Genomic DNA, 20,361 nt, shown 5'->3' with positions numbered 1-20,361 from the left:
TATTGTTGTCCAGAGTTTCTTTTACCACACCTTATAGAATCTTATGGATGGATCTTAACAAACATCAATGTTTTTGGTTTTCCATAGTGGTAACTTTGTATCACTAAAATCAACAATATGGAATTAGGAATAGGAATGTTCGGAGATCTGGCTTTAGACCAGTCAACCGGAAAATATAGAGATGCAGGAATTAAGATCCGTGAAATACTGGATCAGGTAAAATTGATGGATGAGGTAGGAATTGATGTTTTTGCTATGGGAGAACATCACCGTCCGGATTATGCCGTTTCCTCTCCGGAGATTGTTTTGGCAGCAGCAGCAAGCATTACAAAAAATATAAAACTGGCCAGTGGCGTTACTGTTTTGAGTTCTTCGGAGCCGGTAAAAGTGTATGAGGATTTTTCAACATTGGATCTTATTTCAGACGGAAGAGCAGAGATATTTGTGGGACGTGGAAGTTTCATCGAGTCATTTCCTTTGTATGGCTATTCACTGAATGATTATGAGCAGTTATTTGACGAAAAATTAGAATTATTATTAAAAATCAATGCTGAGGAAAACGTAAGCTGGTCTGGAAAACTTCGTGCACCGATGCAGAATCAAACGGTATACCCAAGAGCAAAAAATGACGGAAAACTTTCCATCTGGAGAGCCGTTGGAGGAACTCCGCAGTCTGTTTTGAGTGCAGCGCAGCTTGGAATGCCTTTAGTGGTAGCTATTATTGGAGGAATGCCTGTCCAATTCAGAAATCTGATCGAGTTTTATAAACAGGAATACCAAAAAGCGGGACATGATGTTTCAAAGATGCAGATCGCAATCCATTCGCATACTTTTGTAAGTGATGATCAAAAAGTAGTAGATGGTTATTTCCATAATTATAAATCCCAGATGGACAGAATTGGAGCTTCCAGAGGTTGGGCACCTTACACAAAAGCACAGTATGATGGCGGAAGAAGTAAAGACGGTGCATTATTTATCGGAAGTCCGGCCGAAGTAGCAGATAAGATTGCTTATATGAAAGAGATTTTCGGAATTACAAGGTTTATCGGACACATGGATGTAGGAGATCCTGCTCATGATGTGATGATGAAATCCATAGAATTGTTTGGTAATGAAGTGAAACCTGTTATAAAAGGACTGTAACAGGGAAGTTTGTGAGGTGTGAAAGCCACAAAGACTTGTTTCTTTTGTGGCTTTTGTTGTTTTAAATATAGTATTAAACAATCTCAATCAGACTTCCTCTTTCTTCGTCTTTAATAATGTTGAGCGCTGTTGGAATTTTCTCTTTCAGTTCTTCCACGTGCGAAATAATTCCTACAATCCTGTTTTCTTTTATCAGATTGGTGAGCGTTTCAAATACGATATTCACAGATTCCGTATCCTGAGTTCCGAAACCTTCATCAATAAAGAAGAAATTTTTATCGGCCTGCGCATTGGCCTGAACACTTTCTGCAAGAGCCAGAGCCAGACTTAAAGATACCTGAAATGCCTGCCCTCCGGAAAGCGTTTTTACACTTCTGCTTTTTCCTTCGTTGAGGTAATCGATGATTTCAAAATCGTTATTTTCATTCAGCTGAAGACTCAACTGGTTTCTTGTCATGCGGTGAAAACGTACATTGGCATGATCGCAAAGCTGTCTCAGATAAATAGATGAAACATATTGTACAAAGCCTGCTCCTTTAAACAGGTTCATCATGATTTTTAAATTTTCGGAACGTTTCTGAAGCTTTGCCAGTTCTTTCAGAAGTTCTTCTTTTTTTACAAATTCCTTTTCCAGACGGTCTATTTCAGCCGTTTTTGTGACTACAGAATCACTAATCTGCTTTTGTTCGGTTTGTGCTTCGGTGAACTGCTGTTCAGCGATAGAAAACTGTTCGTTATTGAACGAAAGTCCTTTTAGTTTTAACTCCAGCTCTCCGATGAATTTCTTTAAAGCTTCGAATTCAATCCTGAAATTCTGAACTCTGGCTCTCACCAGCTGAACATTAATCTCCTGAAGTAAAATATGCTCAACGTCTTTAAATTCTGTGAAATTTTGATCAGCCAATGCTTTGACAACAGCCTCTTCATTCCCTGAAATTTCCTTCTCCAGCTCTGTAATCTGCTTTTCAGATTGGCTTACAATAGCCTTTTGCTCTGCCAGTTTCGGAGAAAGAATTTTTTCCTGTTCTACAGTTTTCAGGTAATTTTCTTCAATCTCTTTATTAGAATAAGCAAGCTTCTGATACGATTCTTCAATTTCTTTTATTTCCTTTTGAGCATACAGATCCCATTCGAGAATTTTAAGACCGGAACGGCTGATATTAATTTGCTCCTGCTTCGAAACTTCTTCCAGACGGAAAGCTTCCAGAGCACTTTTATATTTTTCCAGTGTTTTGGATTCTCTGTCAAAATTTTCCCTTGCTAAAGCGATATTCCGTTCCGTTTCTTCAATCTTTTTTTCCAGCGTAAACGAGTCTGAGCGTTTTTTCTCAAATTCCTCTTCCTGGTTGGAAGCAAATTGTTTCCAGGTGAAATTCAGCAGATGATTTTCAATATCCTTCTGAATCTGCAGCAGTATCTTTTGTTCCGAAAGAAGCTGTTCCTCAAAGATCTTTTTACGGTCCAGAATCTTGTCAATTTCAGCCTCCTGCTTTTGAAGTCCTGTTCCTTCCTGTTCAAGCGATGCTATTTTCTCCTGAATTTCCTGTAGTTCAGTATTTACATCATGAAATTCCACAATATGCGGATGTTCTTTAGAACCACAGAGCGGGCAGTTTTCTCCGTCATGAAGTTCACTGGCAAAACGGGAAAGTTCTTTTTGTATTTTGAGATGATCCAGTTTATGGGAAAGTTCCTTTTTTTGAGTCTCTAAGATTTCTTTTCTGATTCTGAAATCTTCTTTATAATTTTTGGTATAAACAAAAGGCTTTAATTCTTCTGTAATTTCTCCGATCTGCTTTTGATGTTTCCCGATCTTTTCAGCTTGTTCCTGAAGCGATTTTTTTAAATTCTTTTGTTGAATAAACCAGTTGCCCACTTCAGAAAGCAGGGCAGAATCCAGTTTTTGTTCTTTTAAGGTTTTAATTTGTGCGGAAAGCTCATCAATAGTCTTTTGAATTTTCTCTTTATTAAGATTTACTTCTTTTACTTTTTCAGAACCTTTCCGGGTTCTTTCATTCAGGATCTTAATTTCTTCAGAAAATTTCAGGATCTGAATGATAAGGTTCAAATCATTTTCCTGAATTCTGGATTGCTCTAAGGCTTTAAACTGTGGTTCAAGGACCATGAGCTGTTCTTTTACAGTATTAAAAACCTTTTCAGTTTCCTGCCAGTCTTTGATTTGTTGTTCCTTTTCGTTTCGTTTTGAAGCAATTTCTTTTGAGAGTTTATTTTTCTCAATAATCAAAGGGTTGAAAATTCTGAAAGTCCTGTCGTATAATTCTGCCTGTATTTCCAGAGCATCCATCTGAGGCTTTTCTTCAGAGAGTTTACCGAACTTTTCTTTATTCTGCTGTAAACTGTCAAAGTCACTTTTCAGGTTTTTCAGCTGTTGATAGGTCTGGGAAACCTTTTCCAGTTTTTCATTGGATTCGGAGAGTTTTTTTTGTTCCTCTGCAAGCAGCTCTTTCTGAATCCGGATTTTCTCTTCATTGATTTCTTCGAAACCTTTTAACTGTCCTTCCAGCTGATCCAGTTCAGATCTGTTTTTTACATTGAGTGCAGAAACATTGTTCTGAAGGTCAAATTTCTGAAGGTTAAAAATTTCCTTCATCATGTTCGTTCTTTCTGCAGCACCCAATTCAAGGAATTCTTTGAACTGTCCCTGCGGAATAATGATGGTTCTTTTGAAGTTGGAATAGCTTAACCCAATAATAGCTTCTGCATTCGAGTGATCCAAAGGAATCCATTTGCCATTGATGTTTTCATAAAAAGTAACAGCATTAGGTTTTACCTCTTCGAACTTTTTTGAATTTCTCTTAAAATCACGGGAAGCACGGAACAGTTTATTCTCATAATTGATAAAATCAAATTCAATATATGAACTGTTTGATTTTAAATTCATCATGTTATAAGCCCTTTTATCACGCATATTCAGACGTTCCGTTTCACCATATAAAGCAAACGAAATGGCCTCAAGAACTGATGATTTTCCGGAACCCACAGCCCCGAAAATCCCAAACAGACCCGCCTCAGTGAGATTTCTGAAATCAATGGTCTGGCGTTTCCGGTACGAGTAAAGTCCTTCGATAGTTAATTGAACAGGGATCATGGCTTATGCATTTAAAATTTCGTTAAACAAATTCATCAGTTCTTCATTGGCTTCCTGCCCGCCGTTTTTGGATTTAAAATAATCCTTGAATAAAATATCAATATCCTGACTTAAATTGATCTGCTGGTTTTGATTTTCTGCCAATTCCAGATTTTTTATTTTGGGGATAAGGTGTACAATTCCGTTGTGAGACTGGTAGATTAATCTTCTTTCGTCTGCCGTTAAAAAAGTCTCACTTTCCAGCGTAAGTTCAATAAATGTATTGGGATTTTCACCCAGCCACTGAACAGCATCATCAATGGCGGTAAATGTTTTTCGGACTAAAGCTCTCCCGCTTTTCAAAAGTTTCTTCTCGTAGGAAACTGTTTTTCCAGGTTCTGCGTCAATAATGGAAACATACTTCGCCTGTCCCGCTTCACTGAAACTGTAGCACAGAGGAGAGGATGAATAAATCACAGGTTTTTCCTTCGTTCCTACATTCTGAAAACCATGAAGGTGACCGAGTGCGGTATACTGAACCTGCTCAGGAATACTGTCCGAAAAAATCAGATCTGCATTTCCTATCTTAATTGGTTTTTCTCCTTCCGGTTCCTCGAGAATTGCCGCACCTCTTTTATTCATGTATAAATGAGCTGTCAGAAGATTGACTCCGGTATCATCACAGAACTGATCCGCAAGATTTTTCCATTCCTGTGCAAGAACTTTGTTAATTTCTTCTTCTTTATTTTCACCAAAGTATTCCTTTAACCGGATTTCATTTGCAAAAGGTGTGTGAAGAATTCTTACCGGAAAGTTGATCCTATCAATTTTCAGTTCTATAAAACCTTCTTTCGAGTTGATGATACTAAAATGTTCCGTACCGAAAGGCACAATTTCCGCTTTGGGATGGCCGATTAAAATAATTCCGCACTCTCTTGCCAGAGGATCGGGAGCATTGATTAAGCTGGGCGAATCATGATTACCGGAAATAGCAATTACAGGACGTTTTCCGTTCAGGGATAAACGTTTTAATGTTTTATAAAAAAGTTCAGCAGCCTCTACACTGGGATTAAAATTATCGAAAAGATCACCGGCAATTAAAACCATATCAACGTTTTGTTCATCAGCCATCTGAACAATTTCATTCATCACCAAAACCTGTTCTTCAAGTCTTGAAAAACGGTCGAGGCGTTTACCCAAATGCCAGTCGGCAGTGTGGAGGATTTTCATAATGTAAATTTGAGAATTAAAAAGAGTATTTGCAGCGTAATTTTCAAGTTGTTTCGCAGAGAATTATTTTGATGTTATTACAATGTAAAGATAGAGAATACTTAATTTAAAAAAATGAGGTTTCCCTTACTTCGGATCAAGACAATTATAGCTTATTGTCAGCTTCTCTTGCTTTGAAATCTTCCCGGATTTGTTTTAACCTTGCTTTTCTTTCAGCTTCTGCATTTTGGATTTTACGTTTTTTCTGATCAATTTTCTTTTTATTTTTCTTCCTGTTCGCTTCGTTGTTTTTGCTCATGTTTTGTAACGGATAATTTTTATTGGTAAGGAATAGCTTCTTCAAAAATAAGAAACAAAAAGGGAAGAAGAGGTGTAGATTTCCATATAAACTTATAATCAGTTAATTTTGCAAAAAAAAGATGGAACAGCAGTCCAAAGATCCTTTACACGGAAAAAGACTTGATGCTATCCTGGAAGAACTGGTAGAATATTATCAAGGTTTTGAAAGGCTGGGCGAACAGATCAATATAAAATGTTTTACAGATAACCCCAGCATAAGTTCTTCCCTGAAATTTCTACGGAAAACACCATGGGCAAGAACAAAAGTCGAGAGCCTGTATCTCTTTATGCTAAGACAAAAAAAGAGAGACGAAAGTAGAAAAAAATAAAGGCTGTAAAAAGAAGATCTCCATTTCTTTATGCCTTTCATAGCTTCCTTCTTCCAACCTCCAGCCTCCAGGCTCACTGAATCATTTCAAAAAGAGTATATTTGTATGATTAATCGTGAAAGAAAATCACGAAAAAAAGAAAAAATATGACAATCGAAAACAATCACGTTGTAGCTGTAAAGTATATACTTCATACGATCGAACCAGATGGAAGTAAGATTCTTGTAGAAGAAACGACAACAGAAAATCCACTTACATTTTTGTATGGTGTGGGAATGATGATTCCAAAATTTGAACAAAATATCTTAGGTTTAAAAGCTGGAGATAAAGCGGCTTTCGTAATTCAGCCTGAAGAAGCTTACGGTGAAAGACAGCCTGATGCTATTGCACAGTTACCAGTGGAAATGTTCAAGGAATCCGGACTTCCACCAGTAGGAGCTATTCTTCCTTTATCAGACAATCAGGGGAATAATTTCCAGGCTTTTGTAGTAGAAATTACTCCGGAAGTTGTAGTAGCAGACCTTAACCACCCAATGGCGGGTAAAGTTTTAGATTTCCAGGTGGAAGTTTTAAACACTCGTCCGGCAACTGAAGAAGAGTTGGCACATGGTCATGCTCACGGAATTGACGGAAACGAAGCTCACTAAAAAAATAAATGCCCGATTTTTTCGGACATGTTTCAGATAAGAAAATGAGCCACAGATAATCCTGTGGCTCATTTTTATTGATAAGGTTATAACAGGTATTGATTGCTTGGCATTCCCCTGTGGAGGGGCGGCGAAAATTCAAAGAATTTTTGACGGGGTGGTTCTATACGCAAAGCATCACTCCATTATATTTTCTCAATCCGTTTCCTCATCCAAAAACTCCCCGGAAACATAATACCAGCGTTCGTGCATCTTCTGAAAAACAGAAAACTCATGATGAACTTGCGGATGCCCGTCCTAATCGGTATAATAAGCCTTAAATTCCACATGATTTAAAGCCGGAGTACGGATGATTTCCAGTTTTGTCCATTGGTTGATTTCTCCCCATTCCTGAAGATCTTTCTTATTGTGGTATTTTCTTTTTCCCGGAAGGGTAGTCTCCATCAGGTATTCACCATTCGGAATGGCAAAAGCGGAGAATCTTGAACGCATCAGAGCTTCAGCGGTAGGAGCATGTTTTTCTCCGGAATGATAAGGCTTGCAGCATTCTTCGTATGATTTTCCTGAACAGCATGGACAGTTCATATATTGTATTTTAAATTTTGAATGCAAAAGTAATCAATATCAATAGAAACGACTTCTGCCTATTTGAATTTTATAATGGAATTAATATGTTGAATTGTTCTATATTCAATAGAAACGGGCTTTAGCCCGTTCAAAATAAATAAACAAAAATCCACCGGCTTTAGCCGAAACATAGAAAATTTTATTTATCACAGATAGGTATAAAAAAGAAGCACTCTGATTAAAGAATGCTTCCCTTGATTTATTTAATAAACCCTCTGTTTCTCAATAAAGGTTTGATATCCGGATCGTGTCCTGTGAAGTCTCTGAATGCCTGGTTCAGATCTACAGAATTTCCTACGGAAAGAATATACTTTCTAAAACGGTCACCGTTTTCTCTGGTTAATCCTCCGTTTTTACTGATCCATTCCCATGCATCGTTATCCAATGTTTCAGACCATAAATAAGCATAGTATCCTGCAGAATATCCACCTCCCCAGATGTGGGCGAAATAAGGCGTGTGATACCTTGGCGGAACTGTTGCCAGATTAAATCCATGGCTGGCTAAAGACTGCTTTTCAAAGTCCAAAACAGGAATGAACTGATTTTCATTGCTTACCGTATGCCAATCCATATCAAGTTCAGCAGCCGAAACCAATTCTGTAGTCATATAACCCTGATTGAATGTAGCTGCCTTTTTGATTTTATCTACCAAAGCCTGCGGAATAGGCTGTTTTGTTTCATAATGTACAGCATAATTCTTCAGAACAACCGGATCTAAAGCCCAGTGCTCATTAATCTGGGATGGGAATTCCACGAAGTCTCTCGGTACATTTGTTCCTGAAAGTGAAGGATATTTCTGGCTGGCAAACATTCCGTGAATAGAGTGACCAAATTCATGGAAGATAGTTGAAACATCATCATAACTGATTAATGAAGGTTTCCCCGGAGCGGGTTTCTGGTAATTGTAACAGTTCACGATTACAGGTTTTGTTCCTAATAAATAAGACTGTTCTACAAAATTACTCATCCATGCACCACCGTTTTTAGAATCCCTTGTATAGAAATCCAGATAGTAAATGGCAATAGATTTTCCATCATGATCGAAAACTTCATACGTTACCACGTCCGGATGATAAACCGGAAGGTCTGTTCTCTTTTTGAAAGTCAGCCCGTAGAATTTTTCAGCAGCAAAGAAAACTCCTTTTTCAAGCACGGTTGTGATTTCAAAATAAGGTTTTATTTCACTTTCATCAAGGTCAAATTTTGCTTTTCTTACCTGTTCAGCATAGAAATTCCAGTCCCACGGTTCTACTTTAAAACCTCCTTTCTGCTGATCAATAAGATCCTGAATATCTTTTGCTTCACGTCTTGCCGTTTCTACTGCCGGAGTAGCAATCTGGTTCATCAGTTTAGTAGCTGCTTCAGGTGTTTTTGCCATCTGATCCTGAAGTTTCCATTCAGCGAAGTTTTTCTTGCCTAAAATCTGTGCTTTCTTCAATCTTAGTTTAGCAAGCTGCTCTATCGTTGATCTTGTGTCATTAGCATCTCCTTTCTCAGCTCTTGTCCATGAAGCCTTAAATAGCTTTTCTCTGGTTGCTCTGTTTTTTAAATTTTGTAAAAGAGGCTGCTGTGTTGTATTCTGTAAAGCCAGAAGATATTTTCCGGGTTGTCCTGCCGTTTTGGCATCAGCTGCAGCAGCTGCAATTTCATCAGCAGAAAGTCCTTCCAGTTCTTTCGCATCAGAGAAAAATACGCCTCCCTGCTTTCTTGCTTCCAGTAATTTGTTGGCATATTGAGTAGAAAGAGAAGCCAGTTCCTGATTGAGCTGTTTTAATTTTTCTTTATCCGCTGCGGAAAGGTTTGCTCCCGCGATTTCAAAATTCTGCTTATAATATTGTAAAAGTCTTTTGCTTTCAGAATCCAGACCATCTTCTTTGATGGATTGTATTCTTTTGAAAAGATTTTCATTCAGGTACAGTTTGTCAGAATGGGCAGCAAAAATAGGGGCATATTCTTCATCCAGAGCCTGTAAAGTAGGGTTTGTGTTCGCGCTGGTAAGATTTGAAAACACAATTTGTGCTCTTCTCAGTACTTCACCACTTTTTTCCAATGCAACGATGGTATTTTCAAAAGTAGGGGCAGCCGGATTATTGGCAATTTTTATAATTTCAGCTTCATGTTGCTTTAAACCATAATTAAAAGCTGGTTTGAAGTGTTCGTTTTTGATTTTGTCAAACTCCGGAGCTTCGTATTGAAGCTTACTCTTCTTCATAAAAGGATTGGAAGCTAAAGAGGGGTCAGGTGCAGGTAGCTCCTGTTGAATATCGGTCTGTTTCATTGTAGTACAAGATTGATTGAACGCCAAGGCAGAAATTAATAATACCGATGAAATATTCTTCATAAATATAGTTGTTATTAAAGCATAAAGATATTAAAAACTTGTATCATAGAACATATTTCGGCGGATGTATTTCTTTAAGCCCTTTGTGGTATTTACAGTATTTTCAAATGTAATGTAATATTTTTTATAAATTAGTTGTTATTTAAATAAAGAAATCAATAAAAAAATTAACAAAAGGAATAAGCATGAAAACAAGTACTTTATTTATTTTTTCAGCCTTAGTGGCTTTAGCCTCATGTAATGATAAACATGAGAACAGAAACAGAGACCGTGAAGGAGACAAAAGTAATTGGGTAGAGAAAATAGTGAGCAAAGAAAGCGGCCCGATACAGCATAAGGAATTTAATGGTGATTTTGATGAAATTCAGGTTTCACAGGCCATTGAAGCAGAAATTATAAAATCTGAGACTGAGAAAGTTGAAATCTCAGCCCCTCAAAGTATCATTGATGAAATTCTGGTGGATAATGATGGCGGGAAACTGCACATTCATTATAAGCCAGGGATCAGAGTGATGAATATCAGTAAAGTGACAGCGAAGATTTATGCAAAAGACTTTAAAAAACTCCTTGCCGATTCAGCAGCAAGAATTATTGTAAAAGATAAATTTACCCAGGAGAAAACAGATATTGAAGCATCAAGTGCAGGAAGTATTTCCGGAGACCTTGAAGCTAATGATATGGATATCAATGTAAGCAGCAGCAGTAGTTTCGATGGGAAAATATGGGCAGTAAACCTAGATATTGAATCTTCATCAGGATCAACTCTTGATCTTTCCGGTAAAGCAAAAAAAGTAGACGTGAGTGCTTCTTCAGGAAGCAGTGTTTCCGCTAAAAATGTCATTGCTGATGACGTGGAAGCAGATGCTTCCAGTGGGGCAAGTGTTCACATAAGTGCTGTCTCAAGTGTGAAAGCAGGGGCTTCATCCGGTGGAAGTGTGGATATCTCGAAAAAAGGAGAGCTTAAGAGCGTGATAAAAGACGAAAGCAGCGGTGGAAGCGTAAACATCCAATAAATTAATCCTGGGTTTCTTCCTCATCTTCTTCATCTGCGGATGAGGAACCTTCCCAGTTTTTATTTTCAAAATTAAGATTATCATAAGCTAATAATTCCTCCTCACGCTGGAGGATTTCTTTTGTGGTAAAAAGCGTAATATCTTCATTATTCTCCTTCATTTTTGCCAGCTTCCGGATTGACGCTTTATCAATTGCCATAAATCTTTGCCCAAGACGTCTTGCTGCGTATTTTCTCATTCCCGTTTCATGAAGTACGTCCACAGCCATATCCACTGCAGTTCCTAATGTTTCCCGGTAAATATGATTGACTCCGCTGTTCAGATAATCATAAGCATCAATCCTGTTTTTTGCCCTTACAAAAATTTTCACATTGGGATAATGTTCACGGACAAGTTCTGCAATAAACTTATTATCATCCGGATCATCCAGACATAAAACGAGAATTTCAGCATCTTCAATTCCTGCCGCTCTTAAAATAGGAATCCTCGTTGCGTCACCATAATATACTTTAAAACCATAACTTCTAAGCAGTTTCACACGGTCAGAATCCCGGTCCAAAACGGTAGCTGATATTTTATTGGCTTTTAAAAGACGTCCCACGGTACTTCCGAAATGCCCGAAACCAACAATAATAATTTTCTTTTGAGCAACATCGCTGTCGAGAATATTATAATCATGTTCTTCCTCTGGAATTTCTTTAATGAATTTCGGAGTGATAAATTTATCATTAATAATAAGCAATATAGGAGTGATACACATGGTAATTGCCGTAACAGCCATCATCTGTGCATTCATCTCCGGCCCTAAAAGATAAAGATCCGATGCATAATTAAGCAGTACAAATGCAAATTCTCCAACCTGAGAAAGGGCAAAGGCATAGAAGAGACTTTGGGGAGTATCTATCCTGAAAAATTTTCCAATGGTGTATAAAACCACAAATTTTACAGCCAGCACGGCAAAAACAGTACTGAAGATAAATAAGGGATCTTGCTGGATAATATTAAAATTAATGGTAGACCCTACACTCACAAAGAAAACAGCTAAAAGCAAGCCTTTGAACGGGTCAATCTGTGCTTCCAGCTCATGACGGAATTCACTGTTGGCAAGCATTACCCCTGCCAGGAAAGCTCCTAATGCCGGAGAAAGACCAATCACAACCATCAGCTCCGAAACTCCAATAACCAGAAATAACGAAGAAGCAGTCAATAGTTCTGACATTCCTGATTTTGAAACATAGCGCAGAAATGGAACAAATACATATCTGCCGAGTAAAATCAATAATGCTACCCCGAAAATAACCGTTCCGGCCTGAAGCCATTCTGGGAGTTTTTGAATCAGAATCTGAATTTCATTGTCATGATGTTTGGCCTTATAATTAGCCAGAATAGGTAATATCGCCAAAATAGGAATTACTGAAATATCCTGAAACAGAAGCGTGGAAAATGAAGCTTCTCCGGCGGTGGTTTTGAGATTATTTTTTTCCTGTAAAGTCTGCAGAACAATAGCGGTAGAAGACAGCGCAAAACACATGGCAATAGCAATCGCTTTGTCTACTCTCCAGCCTACGCTTGTGAATACCAGGAAAAGCAGAAGAATGGTAAGGGCCATCTGAGAAAGTCCAAGACCCATTATTTTCTTTCGCATTTCCCAGAACTTCCGGGGCTCCAATTCCAGACCTACCAAAAACAAAAGCATGATCACTCCAAACTCGCTGGCATGCATAATGTCATTGACATTGTTTCCTGTAAGTTTAAGGACGTAAGGACCTATGATAATTCCTCCTAAAATATAACCGATGACAGAACTCAACCCTAATTTCCTGGCTAATGGAACCATAATAATGGCTACACCGAGGAAAATTAATGTGTTCATCGCTAAGCTGGATTCCATATGCTATTGATTGAGTAGTTCTGTAAATTCTTTTTTATGTAAAATAATTTCTTTTTTAGAGAGCTTATTGGCTTCGTATACGATTTTGATATGCTTAATATCTGCTTTAAAAACTTTTAATGAAACAATAAGCCCGCTGATGAGTTCATCTATGGTATATTGATAAGTGCCGGTTTTGCTGAAAGACCTTTCTTTTCCGCCTGTGGTTACCAGAATATAGACTTCTTTTCCTTCGAGCGGATTATGTTCGCCGTCTTTCAGCCAGTCTCTGTCGAAAACTTCATCAATCCATAATCTGAGAAGAGGAGGCATTCCGAACCATATCAGGGGAAACTGGAAGATAAAACGTTCATAGTTTTTAAGGCGTTTCCTTTCCCGGAAAGCTGCGATATGAAAGTCAGGATATTCTTCGTAAAGATCTCTCAGGGTATAATGCTGGTGGCGAACGTAGAAATTGATGAGCTCTACATTCGAATTGGAGTGCTCCAGATAGGGGTGTGCAAATACTACCAGCGTCTTCTTCATAATCCTGTTTTCAGTAAATATAGTGAAAAAATATTGAATAAAAGGTGGTTTTTATGAGGTTTTATTAATTTTTTACTATCTAAATATCAAATTAACATTAATAAAAGTTAAAGAATCAGTATTATTTTAGGTTTTTAAATAAAAAAATCAGATCATCACGATCTGATTTCTATATAAATTTTAAATTGACTTGTTAATTTACCAGCCTCCGGATGCGCCACCGCCACCAAAGCTTCCACCACCGCCGAAGCCTCCGAATCCACCTCCGCCTCCGGAACTTCCACCGCCAAAGCCACCTCCTCCGAAGCTGCCCGGGAACGGGAAGAAACCGCCAGGATAATTTCTGCGTCCTCTTCTGGTGATAATCACATCATCATCGTCGTCATTATTTCCACCACGTCCGCCACCTCTGTTGCCAAACAGGATAGCAATGATGATGAAAATAATAAAAGCAATGATAAGAACTTTAAAGGCACTTCCGTTGCCGGAAGGAGCTGTTGTGGCTACAGGTTTGAATTTTCCCTCAACAGCCTCCATAATCGCTGAGGTTCCACCATTGATCCCTTCATACCACAGTCCTTTTTTGAAATTTGGGGTGACGATGTAATCTAAGATTTGTCCAGCTACTGAAGCGGTAAGGTATTGCTCTACGGCACGCCCCTGTTGGATAGACATCGTTCTGTCTTCTGTTGCGATAAGGAAAACCACTCCGTTGTCTACTCCTTTTTTTCCGATTTTCCATTTTTCACCAAACATGGTAGCCAGAAAATTTACATCTTCTCCTTTGGTAGAGCGGATGATTACCACTTCAATTTCAGTTGATGTAGAATCTGCAAACTTGATCAGTTTATGATTAAGCGCATCTTTTTCCTGCTGGGAAAGTAATCCGGCTTCATCAAAAACAGGATAAAGCACTGCTGGCTTTTCAGGAATGGTATATTGTGCTGATACAAAAGTGTAAAAGCAGAGCAGTAAAAATGAAAATACTATTTTAAGAGAACGTAATTTCATTTGGAAGTTGGTTTGGGTTTTCTCCTTCTACAGGAAAATGTTTTTTGAGTTCAAGTCCTGTTTCCAGGATAGCACTTTTCAGAGCCTGATAATAATTTCCTTTGGCAAATTCAGCAGTGATATAATCGTGAAGATGATCCCAGTACGACTGTTTTACTTTTTCATGAATCCCGGTATCTCCAATGATAGTAAGATATTTTTGTTCGAAATTGACATGAAAAAGCACCGCATTTCTGTCGGCTGTCTTATCCATAGCCAGTTTTTTAAAAACTTCAAATGCAGTCTTGGCATCACGGTTTTCCGTATTGGAATCAATATGCACTCTGATCTCTCCCGTAGAATGATCTTCCGCAGACTGAATCGCTTCCACAAGGGAAGCGATCTGTTGATTTGTAAGGAAATTACCCATTATTATTTGAATACTTCAGGAGCTTTCTGAGCGCCTGCGTCAGCTTTGAAATAAGGTTTTTCTTTGAAGTTGGTGAAATTCGCCAGAATATTATTCGGGAAAGTCTTGATGGAAGTATTATAATCCTTTGCCGCATCATTATAGTAAACCGTTTCCGTTCTGATACTGTTTTCAATAGCAGTGTATTCTCTCTGGAAGTTGATATACTGCTGGTCTGCTTTCAGGTTAGGATAAGATTCCACCACGGCCATCAATCTGCTTAATGCACCCGATAATTCTCCTTGTGCTGCCTGGAATTTAGCCAGATCAGCTTCGGTCATATTCGTAGGGTCAATATTGATAGAAGTCGCCTTGGAACGGGCTTCCACAACTTGAGTTAAAGTTTCCTGCTCAAATTTTGAATACGATTTTACGGTTCTTTCCAGGTTAGGAATAAGGTTGGCTCTTTTCTGATAAACAGTCTCTACATTAGACCATTTTGCATTTACTGTCTGTTCTTTGTTGACAAAACTGTTATATCCGCTTTTTCCCCAGAAGAATAGAATTGCAACAATAATAAGAAGGGCAATACCAATGGTTCCTGCGCCCAGACATCCTTTATTTTTCATAGTTTATTTTTTTAAATTTTTTGTGCTAACCAAATATACAAATTATGTGCTAATTTTGTAAAAAATTATTTGAATGACAACAATAGTGGTGGCAATGGGAGAGAAAAATGAAATTGGTTTTGAAAACCAGTTGCTTTGGCATCTTCCCAAAGATTTGAAACATTTTAAAGAGATTACTTCAGGGCATCCGGTTATTATGGGAAGAAAAACATACGAAAGTATTGGGAAAGCCCTTCCAAACCGTACCAACATTGTTGTGTCAAGAAAGAAAGACTGGTTTGAAGAAGGAATCCTTATTGTAGGAAGCATCAAGGAAGCATTGAAATTTGCCAGGAAGATTGATGAAGACGTTTTTGTAATCGGTGGTGGAAATATATATGAACAGACCATGGATGTTGTGGACAGACTAGAAGTGACGTTGGTGAAAGCAGATCTTCATCAGGCTGATACATTCTTTCCGAAAATAGATCCGAAAATCTGGAAAATGACCAACGAAATCTGCCATGAAAAAGACGAAAAGAACGGTTATGATTTCTGTTTCCAGACGTTTGAAAAAATCAAAAAAGAAGATTAGATATCAATAGTCAATTTTGCTTCGCAAAGTGAATCGTGAATTTTCCGCAGTTACAAAACTAACAAGCGCAGCGAATTGACCATTCACCATTGACTTTTTGAACTTTAAGCTCTAAATTTATTATCTTTGCACTTCTAAAATTTAATAATGAATAAATACATAAAAATTGCAGTAGCAGCACTTCTTATCCTGTTAGGACTTTATATGATGATTTTCACAAGAAATCTGGGATGGGGTATTGTTGTTTTTCTTTTGGTTGCATTTCCCATCTTACTATTCTTTAAGAATGAATATATTCTTTTGGCATTCTGGCAATTGAGAAAACAAAATATGGAGAAAGCCGGAGAATGGCTGTCTAAAATTACAGATTATAAAACACAGCTTCATAAGACTCAATATGGATATTTCCACTATTTATCAGGATTGACACAAGCTCAGGATCACCCTGCGAAAGTAGAGCCTTTCATGAAAAAAGCATTGGAATATGGTTTGAATATGAAACACGACAGAGCAATGGCTACTTTAAATCTTGCTGCTGCAGCTATTTCCAAAGGAAGAAAGCAGGAAGGGCAGAAGTTACTTGAGGAAGCAAAAAGACTGGATAGTGCCGGAATGATGACGGATCAGATTAAAATGATGAAAGAGCAGCTGAAAATGCCAACCATGCAGAAGCATATGCATAACCCGAATATGAGAAACAGAGGAAAATTCTTCTAGTCATCCTAACATATACTATAAAAGTCCTGAATTTTTCAGGACTTTTTGTTTTTTATTTTTGGAATTAAAAGTTTCTTTTGGGTAAATAAATACTTTTAAATATTGTTGTCCGATTTATTTAAAAATAATTAACAGGTCGCTCCTCCGGAGCTATGATTTTAAAACAAATACATTCTATTAACAGTTGGCTCCCATTGGAGCTGGATTTGATCCCGTCGTGATCTACTGTTGCAGAAAAAAATGACATCTCCGTAAAAATAAAGCTTCAGAGGAGTCATCAATATTGATACTGTCAATGTATTTAAAATTTTCATTGGACAGTAATGACGTTTAAATTACATTTCCGAATTATTATGATCATAGCCGTAAAATTTAGGTATCTGCCAGTGGTATTTTACAGCAAATGTTCGAATGGCAACGATCAGTAAAATAGTGAAGATCTGTATGAAAGTATAAGAAAGCGTAGTGTATCTGGTCATCAGTAAAAATGCTGCTCCTCCCACGATACATGCCGTAGCATAAATTTCCTTTCTGAAAATCAATGGAATCCTGTTGAGCAATATATCCCGTATAATCCCTCCGAAACAGCCGGTTATGGTTCCTAATGCAATACAGATCATCGGATGAATTCCTGCATTTAATCCTTTTTGTACACCGATTATGGTGAACAAACCAAGCCCGAAGCTGTCGAAGATAAATAAAGTGACTTTAAAATTCTTTTCAAGAGATTTGAACACCATTGAAAAAATACTCGTCACCAGAATCAGGGTACACATCAGAATATCATGCATCCAGAATACAGGGATATCCAGTAAGAGGTCTCTTACAGTTCCTCCTCCTACAGAGGTTACAAATGCAATAATAAGCACTCCGAACGGATCAAGCCGTTTCTGCATTGCTGCAAAACTTCCGGACATGGAAAAGGCAATGGTCCCAAGGACTTCTATCGCAAAATTGAACTGTTCGTGCATATATAATTATAAATGATTGTTGATAAATGATAATTGATGAATGATTTCTGCTTAAGCAAATTCTTGACCATTATATCAATTATCATTTATCGCTCATCAATTATATTTTTTTATCTCTCCACCCTCACGGATTCAGGAACCAATAGTTCGTATTCACCTCCATGGTTAAGGATCTCTCTTACTATACTGCTGCTGATGAAAGATTTTCCTGAAGAAGTCAGTAAGAATACGGTTTCCAGTTTTTTGTGGGCTAAAGTTCTGTTGGTATGGGCAATTGCTTTTTCAAACTCGAAATCAGCCGGGTTTCTCAGGCCTCTGATGATGTATTGTGCGTTTTTTTCAAAACAATAATCAACGGTAAGTCCTTCAAAATAATCTACTTCCACATTGGGAAATTCTGCTACAGAGTTCTGGATAAATTCCATTCTTTTTTCAAGAGGGAACATATATTTTTTCTGAGAATTTTGCCCTATAGCAATGATTAATTTATCAAATAGCGGTGCCGCTCTTTCTATAATGTCGTAATGTCCTAGTGTAATCGGGTCAAAAGACCCAGGGAAAACAGCAATTTTCATGTTGTACGAGTTATGATTTTGAGTAGTGAATTATTTGTTAAAAGTGTATTCAATGTCTAACTTCTAACCTCTAATCTCTAACTTCTTATTATTTATTAAGTGCTTTTTCAACTTCATTTCCACAAAGATCCATGATGGAAATTCCATAATGTCTTGCCTGTTGAGGAAGAATACTTGTGGGAGAGAATCCCGGATTGGTATTCATTTCAAGCATATAAGGAATTCCGTTCATCAGAATGTATTCACTTCTGGAAAAACCACTCATTCCTAATGAATTATAAGCTCTTTTAGCAATTTCTTCCACTCTTTTTGTGGTTTCCTCGTCAATTCTTGCCGGTGTAATTTCTTCAGAAGCACCTTCATATTTTGCCTCGTAATCGAAGAATTCATTGGTAGGAACAATTTCTGTAATTCCCAGAACAATGGTTTCTCCTTTAAAATCAATAACGCCTACGGAAACTTCCATTCCATCCAGAAAACTTTCGATCAGGATTTCGTCATCTTCCTTGAATGCAATTTCAGTGGCAGCAATAAGTTCTGATTTTTCCTTTACTTTTGAAATTCCCAGAGAAGAACCGGACTGGTTAGGTTTTACAAATAGTGGGAGATTCAGTTCTGCTACAATTTCATCCACATTGATGTCTTCCCCTTTTCTTAAATAAATACTTTTAGCAGAAGGAATTCCGTATTTTGATAATACGGCAAGAGTGTCTTTTTTATTGAAAGTAAGAGCACTCTGATAAAAATCGCAGCCTGTATATTTTTGTCCAATAGCATCCCAATATGCCTGAAGAATTCCGTTTTCTCCCGGAGTTCCGTGGATGATATTGAAACAAACATCAAATTTTAAGTTTTCACCATTATCTAAAGTCACAGAAAAATCTCCTCTGTTGATGGCATATTTTGTGTCATTTTCCCCTAAAAAATACCATTCATCTTTAAGGACTACTACCTTATATACATCATAGAGATTTCTGTCCAGAGAATCATAAATCAATTGTCCGCTTTTTAAGGAAACAACATATTCATCGGAATAGCCTCCCATTACTACGGCAACACTTTTTTTATTCATAACCATATAGTATCAATTAAGGCAAATTTAATCATTTTATGCAATGCAATATGGGAAATCGGCAAATTTTAAAATCAAAAATGAATTGTGTTAAATAAAAAGTCCATTCTAAAATTATTAGCTATATTTGCGGTTATAATTAAAGTATTTTTAAGTATGCTTAAATCACTTTTCAATTGGAAAGTTTTACTGAATTTAGTAGTAGCCATCGGTGTTTTCGTGGGGCTTGTATGGCTTACATTTCGCTGGTTGGAGTACCATACTAATCACGGTCAGGAAATTCCTGTTCCCAATATTGTAAATAAATCGGTGCATGATGCCGTTAAAATATTAGATGATACAGGGCTGGAATATGAAGTAGACAGTGCCAATTATGATCCTAAATACAGACCATTCCAGGTATTGCAGGTATATCCTGCGCCAGGTTCCCGTGTAAAAGACGGAAGAACGGTAACGCTAAAAGTAAATCCGAGAACATGGGCTCCTATTGCGGTTCCGAATGTAATCAATAAATATTCAGGACTGGCATTCCAGAGACTGGATCAGGTAGGCCTTAAAATCGGGGATACGATTTATGAGCCTAGTATTCAGAAAGATGCTCTTTTAAGAATATTATATAAAGGAAATGCGGTAAATCCGGGTACCCGTTTACCAAGATTCTCTACTATTGATGTAGTAGTGGGGTCCGGGCCGATGAGAAATATCTCTATTCCTAATGTTGTGGGACTTACAGTAAAAGAAGCAAGAGCTGTCATTACCAAAAGTATGTTTGAAGTAGGATTGGTAGAGCATGAAGATGGAGGTAAAGATGAGTCTGATATTATCTATTATCAGGATCCTGCTTCCGGCGATGTTCGTGATCAGGGAATGCAGATCGATCTTTGGGCAAGTAAGAGGACTCCTGCCGAATTAAGAGCTAAAGTAGAGCAGCTGAATTCTATCTATCGTATGAAAGTAGATACTTCACTTCCTCCGGTACGATATGAAGAAGTACATAGTGAGCCAAGTTATGAAGCTCCGGTAGTACCAGTTCCTAGAAGAGAAACTCCAAAACCTGAAGTACCGAAAACTGAGACTCCAAAACCTCAGACTACCACTTCTAAACCTGCAGCCCAAAGTACAGAGAAGCCTAAAACTTCCACCACTACCTCTGCAGCAGGAAGTACAGCCAAGCCGGCTGCAACAACCACTCAGCAGCCTTCACAAAAGCCGAAAGCTAAGAAGGTTGTCGTAGAATAAAATCAGATTAAT

Annotated in this window: 20 protein-coding genes; 7 read left to right on the top strand and 13 right to left on the bottom strand. The window is 37.7% G+C overall.

The features are described from left to right. Window positions 1-117 precede the first annotated feature (117 nt). Window positions 118-1,143 (top strand): LLM class flavin-dependent oxidoreductase, encoded by a 1,026-nt coding sequence (locus AC5YGI_RS12555; RefSeq protein ID WP_330745241.1) that lies wholly within the window; start codon window positions 118-120, stop codon window positions 1,141-1,143. Between the two features lie 73 nt (window positions 1,144-1,216). On the opposite strand, the gene AC5YGI_RS12550 is transcribed toward AC5YGI_RS12555, so the two are convergent. The 3 genes from AC5YGI_RS12550 to AC5YGI_RS12540 all read right to left on the bottom strand — a co-directional run bounded on the left by AC5YGI_RS12550 (window position 1,217) and on the right by AC5YGI_RS12540 (window position 5,759). Continuing rightward, complete coding sequence (locus AC5YGI_RS12550; protein ID WP_496168514.1) at window positions 1,217-4,252, bottom strand: AAA family ATPase; 3,036 nt, start codon at window positions 4,250-4,252, stop codon at window positions 1,217-1,219. Between the two features lie 3 nt (window positions 4,253-4,255). Beyond that, complete coding sequence (locus AC5YGI_RS12545; protein ID WP_496168513.1) at window positions 4,256-5,461, bottom strand: metallophosphoesterase family protein; 1,206 nt, start codon at window positions 5,459-5,461, stop codon at window positions 4,256-4,258. 145 nt (window positions 5,462-5,606) lie between these two features. After that, window positions 5,607-5,759 (bottom strand): hypothetical protein, encoded by a 153-nt coding sequence (locus AC5YGI_RS12540; RefSeq protein ID WP_171006328.1) that lies wholly within the window; start codon window positions 5,757-5,759, stop codon window positions 5,607-5,609. A gap of 121 nt (window positions 5,760-5,880) precedes the next feature. Here AC5YGI_RS12540 and AC5YGI_RS12535 point away from each other — a divergent pair, with 121 nt between their 5' ends. Both AC5YGI_RS12535 and AC5YGI_RS12530 read left to right on the top strand, forming a co-directional pair. Next, on the top strand, window positions 5,881-6,129 hold the full coding sequence (locus tag AC5YGI_RS12535; protein WP_114820949.1) for a VF530 family protein: 249 nt from the start codon (window positions 5,881-5,883) through the stop codon (window positions 6,127-6,129). 146 nt (window positions 6,130-6,275) lie between these two features. Continuing rightward, window positions 6,276-6,776: an FKBP-type peptidyl-prolyl cis-trans isomerase gene (locus tag AC5YGI_RS12530; RefSeq protein WP_330745244.1), complete on the top strand. Its 501-nt coding sequence runs from the start codon at window positions 6,276-6,278 to the stop codon at window positions 6,774-6,776. Between the two features lie 297 nt (window positions 6,777-7,073). Here the strand turns inward: AC5YGI_RS12530 and AC5YGI_RS12525 are convergent, their stop codons facing one another. Beyond that, window positions 7,074-7,361 (bottom strand): YchJ family protein, encoded by a 288-nt coding sequence (locus AC5YGI_RS12525; RefSeq protein WP_496168511.1) that lies wholly within the window; start codon window positions 7,359-7,361, stop codon window positions 7,074-7,076. 241 nt (window positions 7,362-7,602) lie between these two features. Next, on the bottom strand, window positions 7,603-9,744 hold the full coding sequence (locus AC5YGI_RS12520) for a M3 family metallopeptidase (protein WP_454511531.1): 2,142 nt from the start codon (window positions 9,742-9,744) through the stop codon (window positions 7,603-7,605). A 185-nt stretch (window positions 9,745-9,929) separates the two neighbouring features. On the opposite strand from AC5YGI_RS12520, the gene AC5YGI_RS12515 reads away from it, so the two are divergent. Beyond that, on the top strand, window positions 9,930-10,757 hold the full coding sequence (locus tag AC5YGI_RS12515; protein ID WP_496168510.1) for a GIN domain-containing protein: 828 nt from the start codon (window positions 9,930-9,932) through the stop codon (window positions 10,755-10,757). Window position 10,758: 1 nt separating this feature from the next. On the opposite strand, the gene AC5YGI_RS12510 is transcribed toward AC5YGI_RS12515, so the two are convergent. The 5 genes from AC5YGI_RS12510 to AC5YGI_RS12490 form a co-directional block, all read right to left on the bottom strand. After that, on the bottom strand, window positions 10,759-12,648 hold the full coding sequence (locus AC5YGI_RS12510) for a monovalent cation:proton antiporter-2 (CPA2) family protein (protein ID WP_446106764.1): 1,890 nt from the start codon (window positions 12,646-12,648) through the stop codon (window positions 10,759-10,761). Between the two features lie 3 nt (window positions 12,649-12,651). Beyond that, a complete protein-coding gene (locus AC5YGI_RS12505; RefSeq protein WP_330745249.1) occupies window positions 12,652-13,173 on the bottom strand; it encodes an NAD(P)H-dependent oxidoreductase in 522 nt (173 codons plus the stop codon). A 198-nt stretch (window positions 13,174-13,371) separates the two neighbouring features. Beyond that, window positions 13,372-14,184 carry a TPM domain-containing protein gene (locus tag AC5YGI_RS12500; RefSeq protein ID WP_062675618.1) on the bottom strand — a complete coding sequence of 271 codons (813 nt, stop codon included), beginning with the start codon at window positions 14,182-14,184 and terminating at the stop codon, window positions 13,372-13,374. Then, window positions 14,165-14,593 (bottom strand): TPM domain-containing protein, encoded by a 429-nt coding sequence (locus AC5YGI_RS12495; protein ID WP_227942397.1) that lies wholly within the window; start codon window positions 14,591-14,593, stop codon window positions 14,165-14,167. The genes AC5YGI_RS12500 and AC5YGI_RS12495 overlap by 20 nt, the downstream gene beginning before the upstream one ends. A 2-nt stretch (window positions 14,594-14,595) precedes the next feature. Next, window positions 14,596-15,201, bottom strand: coding sequence for a LemA family protein (locus AC5YGI_RS12490; RefSeq protein ID WP_034693337.1), 606 nt, complete (start codon window positions 15,199-15,201; stop codon window positions 14,596-14,598). Between the two features lie 73 nt (window positions 15,202-15,274). Between AC5YGI_RS12490 and AC5YGI_RS12485 the strand changes: the two genes are divergently transcribed. Together AC5YGI_RS12485 and AC5YGI_RS12480 are read left to right on the top strand one after the other, a co-directional pair. Continuing rightward, a complete protein-coding gene (locus AC5YGI_RS12485; RefSeq protein WP_496168509.1) occupies window positions 15,275-15,775 on the top strand; it encodes a dihydrofolate reductase in 501 nt (166 codons plus the stop codon). A gap of 147 nt (window positions 15,776-15,922) precedes the next feature. Then, a complete protein-coding gene (locus tag AC5YGI_RS12480; RefSeq protein ID WP_496168508.1) occupies window positions 15,923-16,492 on the top strand; it encodes a DUF2892 domain-containing protein in 570 nt (189 codons plus the stop codon). Window positions 16,493-16,827: 335 nt separating this feature from the next. Here AC5YGI_RS12480 and AC5YGI_RS12475 read toward each other — a convergent pair whose 3' ends face one another. The 3 genes from AC5YGI_RS12475 to AC5YGI_RS12465 form a co-directional block, all read right to left on the bottom strand. Further along, entirely contained in the window at window positions 16,828-17,463 is a 636-nt protein-coding gene (locus AC5YGI_RS12475; protein ID WP_227942395.1) for a trimeric intracellular cation channel family protein, read from the bottom strand. A gap of 110 nt (window positions 17,464-17,573) precedes the next feature. Next, window positions 17,574-18,038, bottom strand: a complete 465-nt coding sequence (coaD, locus tag AC5YGI_RS12470) for a pantetheine-phosphate adenylyltransferase (protein WP_047428484.1) — start codon at window positions 18,036-18,038, stop codon at window positions 17,574-17,576. A gap of 88 nt (window positions 18,039-18,126) precedes the next feature. Beyond that, window positions 18,127-19,110: a D-alanine--D-alanine ligase gene (locus AC5YGI_RS12465; RefSeq protein WP_496168507.1), complete on the bottom strand. Its 984-nt coding sequence runs from the start codon at window positions 19,108-19,110 to the stop codon at window positions 18,127-18,129. A gap of 156 nt (window positions 19,111-19,266) precedes the next feature. Here AC5YGI_RS12465 and AC5YGI_RS12460 point away from each other — a divergent pair, with 156 nt between their 5' ends. Further along, entirely contained in the window at window positions 19,267-20,349 is a 1,083-nt protein-coding gene (locus tag AC5YGI_RS12460) for a PASTA domain-containing protein (protein ID WP_496168506.1), read from the top strand. Window positions 20,350-20,361 lie beyond the last annotated feature (12 nt).

The organism is Chryseobacterium sp. CS3K3.1 (assembly GCF_059515165.1).
This window is presented reverse-complemented; position numbering and strand designations above follow the sequence as displayed.

Bases quoted from the DNA above. Each gene is read 5' to 3' on its own strand.
- AC5YGI_RS12555 (WP_330745241.1), top strand. From the start codon at position 118: ATGGAATTAGGAATAGGAATGTTCGGAGATCTGGCTTTAGACCAGTCA.
- AC5YGI_RS12550 (WP_496168514.1), bottom strand. From the start codon at position 4,252: ATGATCCCTGTTCAATTAACTATCGAAGGACTTTACTCGTACCGGAAA.
- AC5YGI_RS12545 (WP_496168513.1), bottom strand. From the start codon at position 5,461: ATGAAAATCCTCCACACTGCCGACTGGCATTTGGGTAAACGCCTCGAC.
- AC5YGI_RS12540 (WP_171006328.1), bottom strand. From the start codon at position 5,759: ATGAGCAAAAACAACGAAGCGAACAGGAAGAAAAATAAAAAGAAAATT.
- AC5YGI_RS12535 (WP_114820949.1), top strand. From the start codon at position 5,881: ATGGAACAGCAGTCCAAAGATCCTTTACACGGAAAAAGACTTGATGCT.
- AC5YGI_RS12530 (WP_330745244.1), top strand. From the start codon at position 6,276: ATGACAATCGAAAACAATCACGTTGTAGCTGTAAAGTATATACTTCAT.
- AC5YGI_RS12525 (WP_496168511.1), bottom strand. From the start codon at position 7,361: ATGAACTGTCCATGCTGTTCAGGAAAATCATACGAAGAATGCTGCAAG.
- AC5YGI_RS12520 (WP_454511531.1), bottom strand. From the start codon at position 9,744: ATGAAGAATATTTCATCGGTATTATTAATTTCTGCCTTGGCGTTCAAT.
- AC5YGI_RS12515 (WP_496168510.1), top strand. From the start codon at position 9,930: ATGAAAACAAGTACTTTATTTATTTTTTCAGCCTTAGTGGCTTTAGCC.
- AC5YGI_RS12510 (WP_446106764.1), bottom strand. From the start codon at position 12,648: ATGGAATCCAGCTTAGCGATGAACACATTAATTTTCCTCGGTGTAGCC.
- AC5YGI_RS12505 (WP_330745249.1), bottom strand. From the start codon at position 13,173: ATGAAGAAGACGCTGGTAGTATTTGCACACCCCTATCTGGAGCACTCC.
- AC5YGI_RS12500 (WP_062675618.1), bottom strand. From the start codon at position 14,184: ATGAAATTACGTTCTCTTAAAATAGTATTTTCATTTTTACTGCTCTGC.
- AC5YGI_RS12495 (WP_227942397.1), bottom strand. From the start codon at position 14,593: ATGGGTAATTTCCTTACAAATCAACAGATCGCTTCCCTTGTGGAAGCG.
- AC5YGI_RS12490 (WP_034693337.1), bottom strand. From the start codon at position 15,201: ATGAAAAATAAAGGATGTCTGGGCGCAGGAACCATTGGTATTGCCCTT.
- AC5YGI_RS12485 (WP_496168509.1), top strand. From the start codon at position 15,275: ATGACAACAATAGTGGTGGCAATGGGAGAGAAAAATGAAATTGGTTTT.
- AC5YGI_RS12480 (WP_496168508.1), top strand. From the start codon at position 15,923: ATGAATAAATACATAAAAATTGCAGTAGCAGCACTTCTTATCCTGTTA.
- AC5YGI_RS12475 (WP_227942395.1), bottom strand. From the start codon at position 17,463: ATGCACGAACAGTTCAATTTTGCGATAGAAGTCCTTGGGACCATTGCC.
- coaD (WP_047428484.1), bottom strand. From the start codon at position 18,038: ATGAAAATTGCTGTTTTCCCTGGGTCTTTTGACCCGATTACACTAGGA.
- AC5YGI_RS12465 (WP_496168507.1), bottom strand. From the start codon at position 19,110: ATGAATAAAAAAAGTGTTGCCGTAGTAATGGGAGGCTATTCCGATGAA.
- AC5YGI_RS12460 (WP_496168506.1), top strand. From the start codon at position 19,267: ATGCTTAAATCACTTTTCAATTGGAAAGTTTTACTGAATTTAGTAGTA.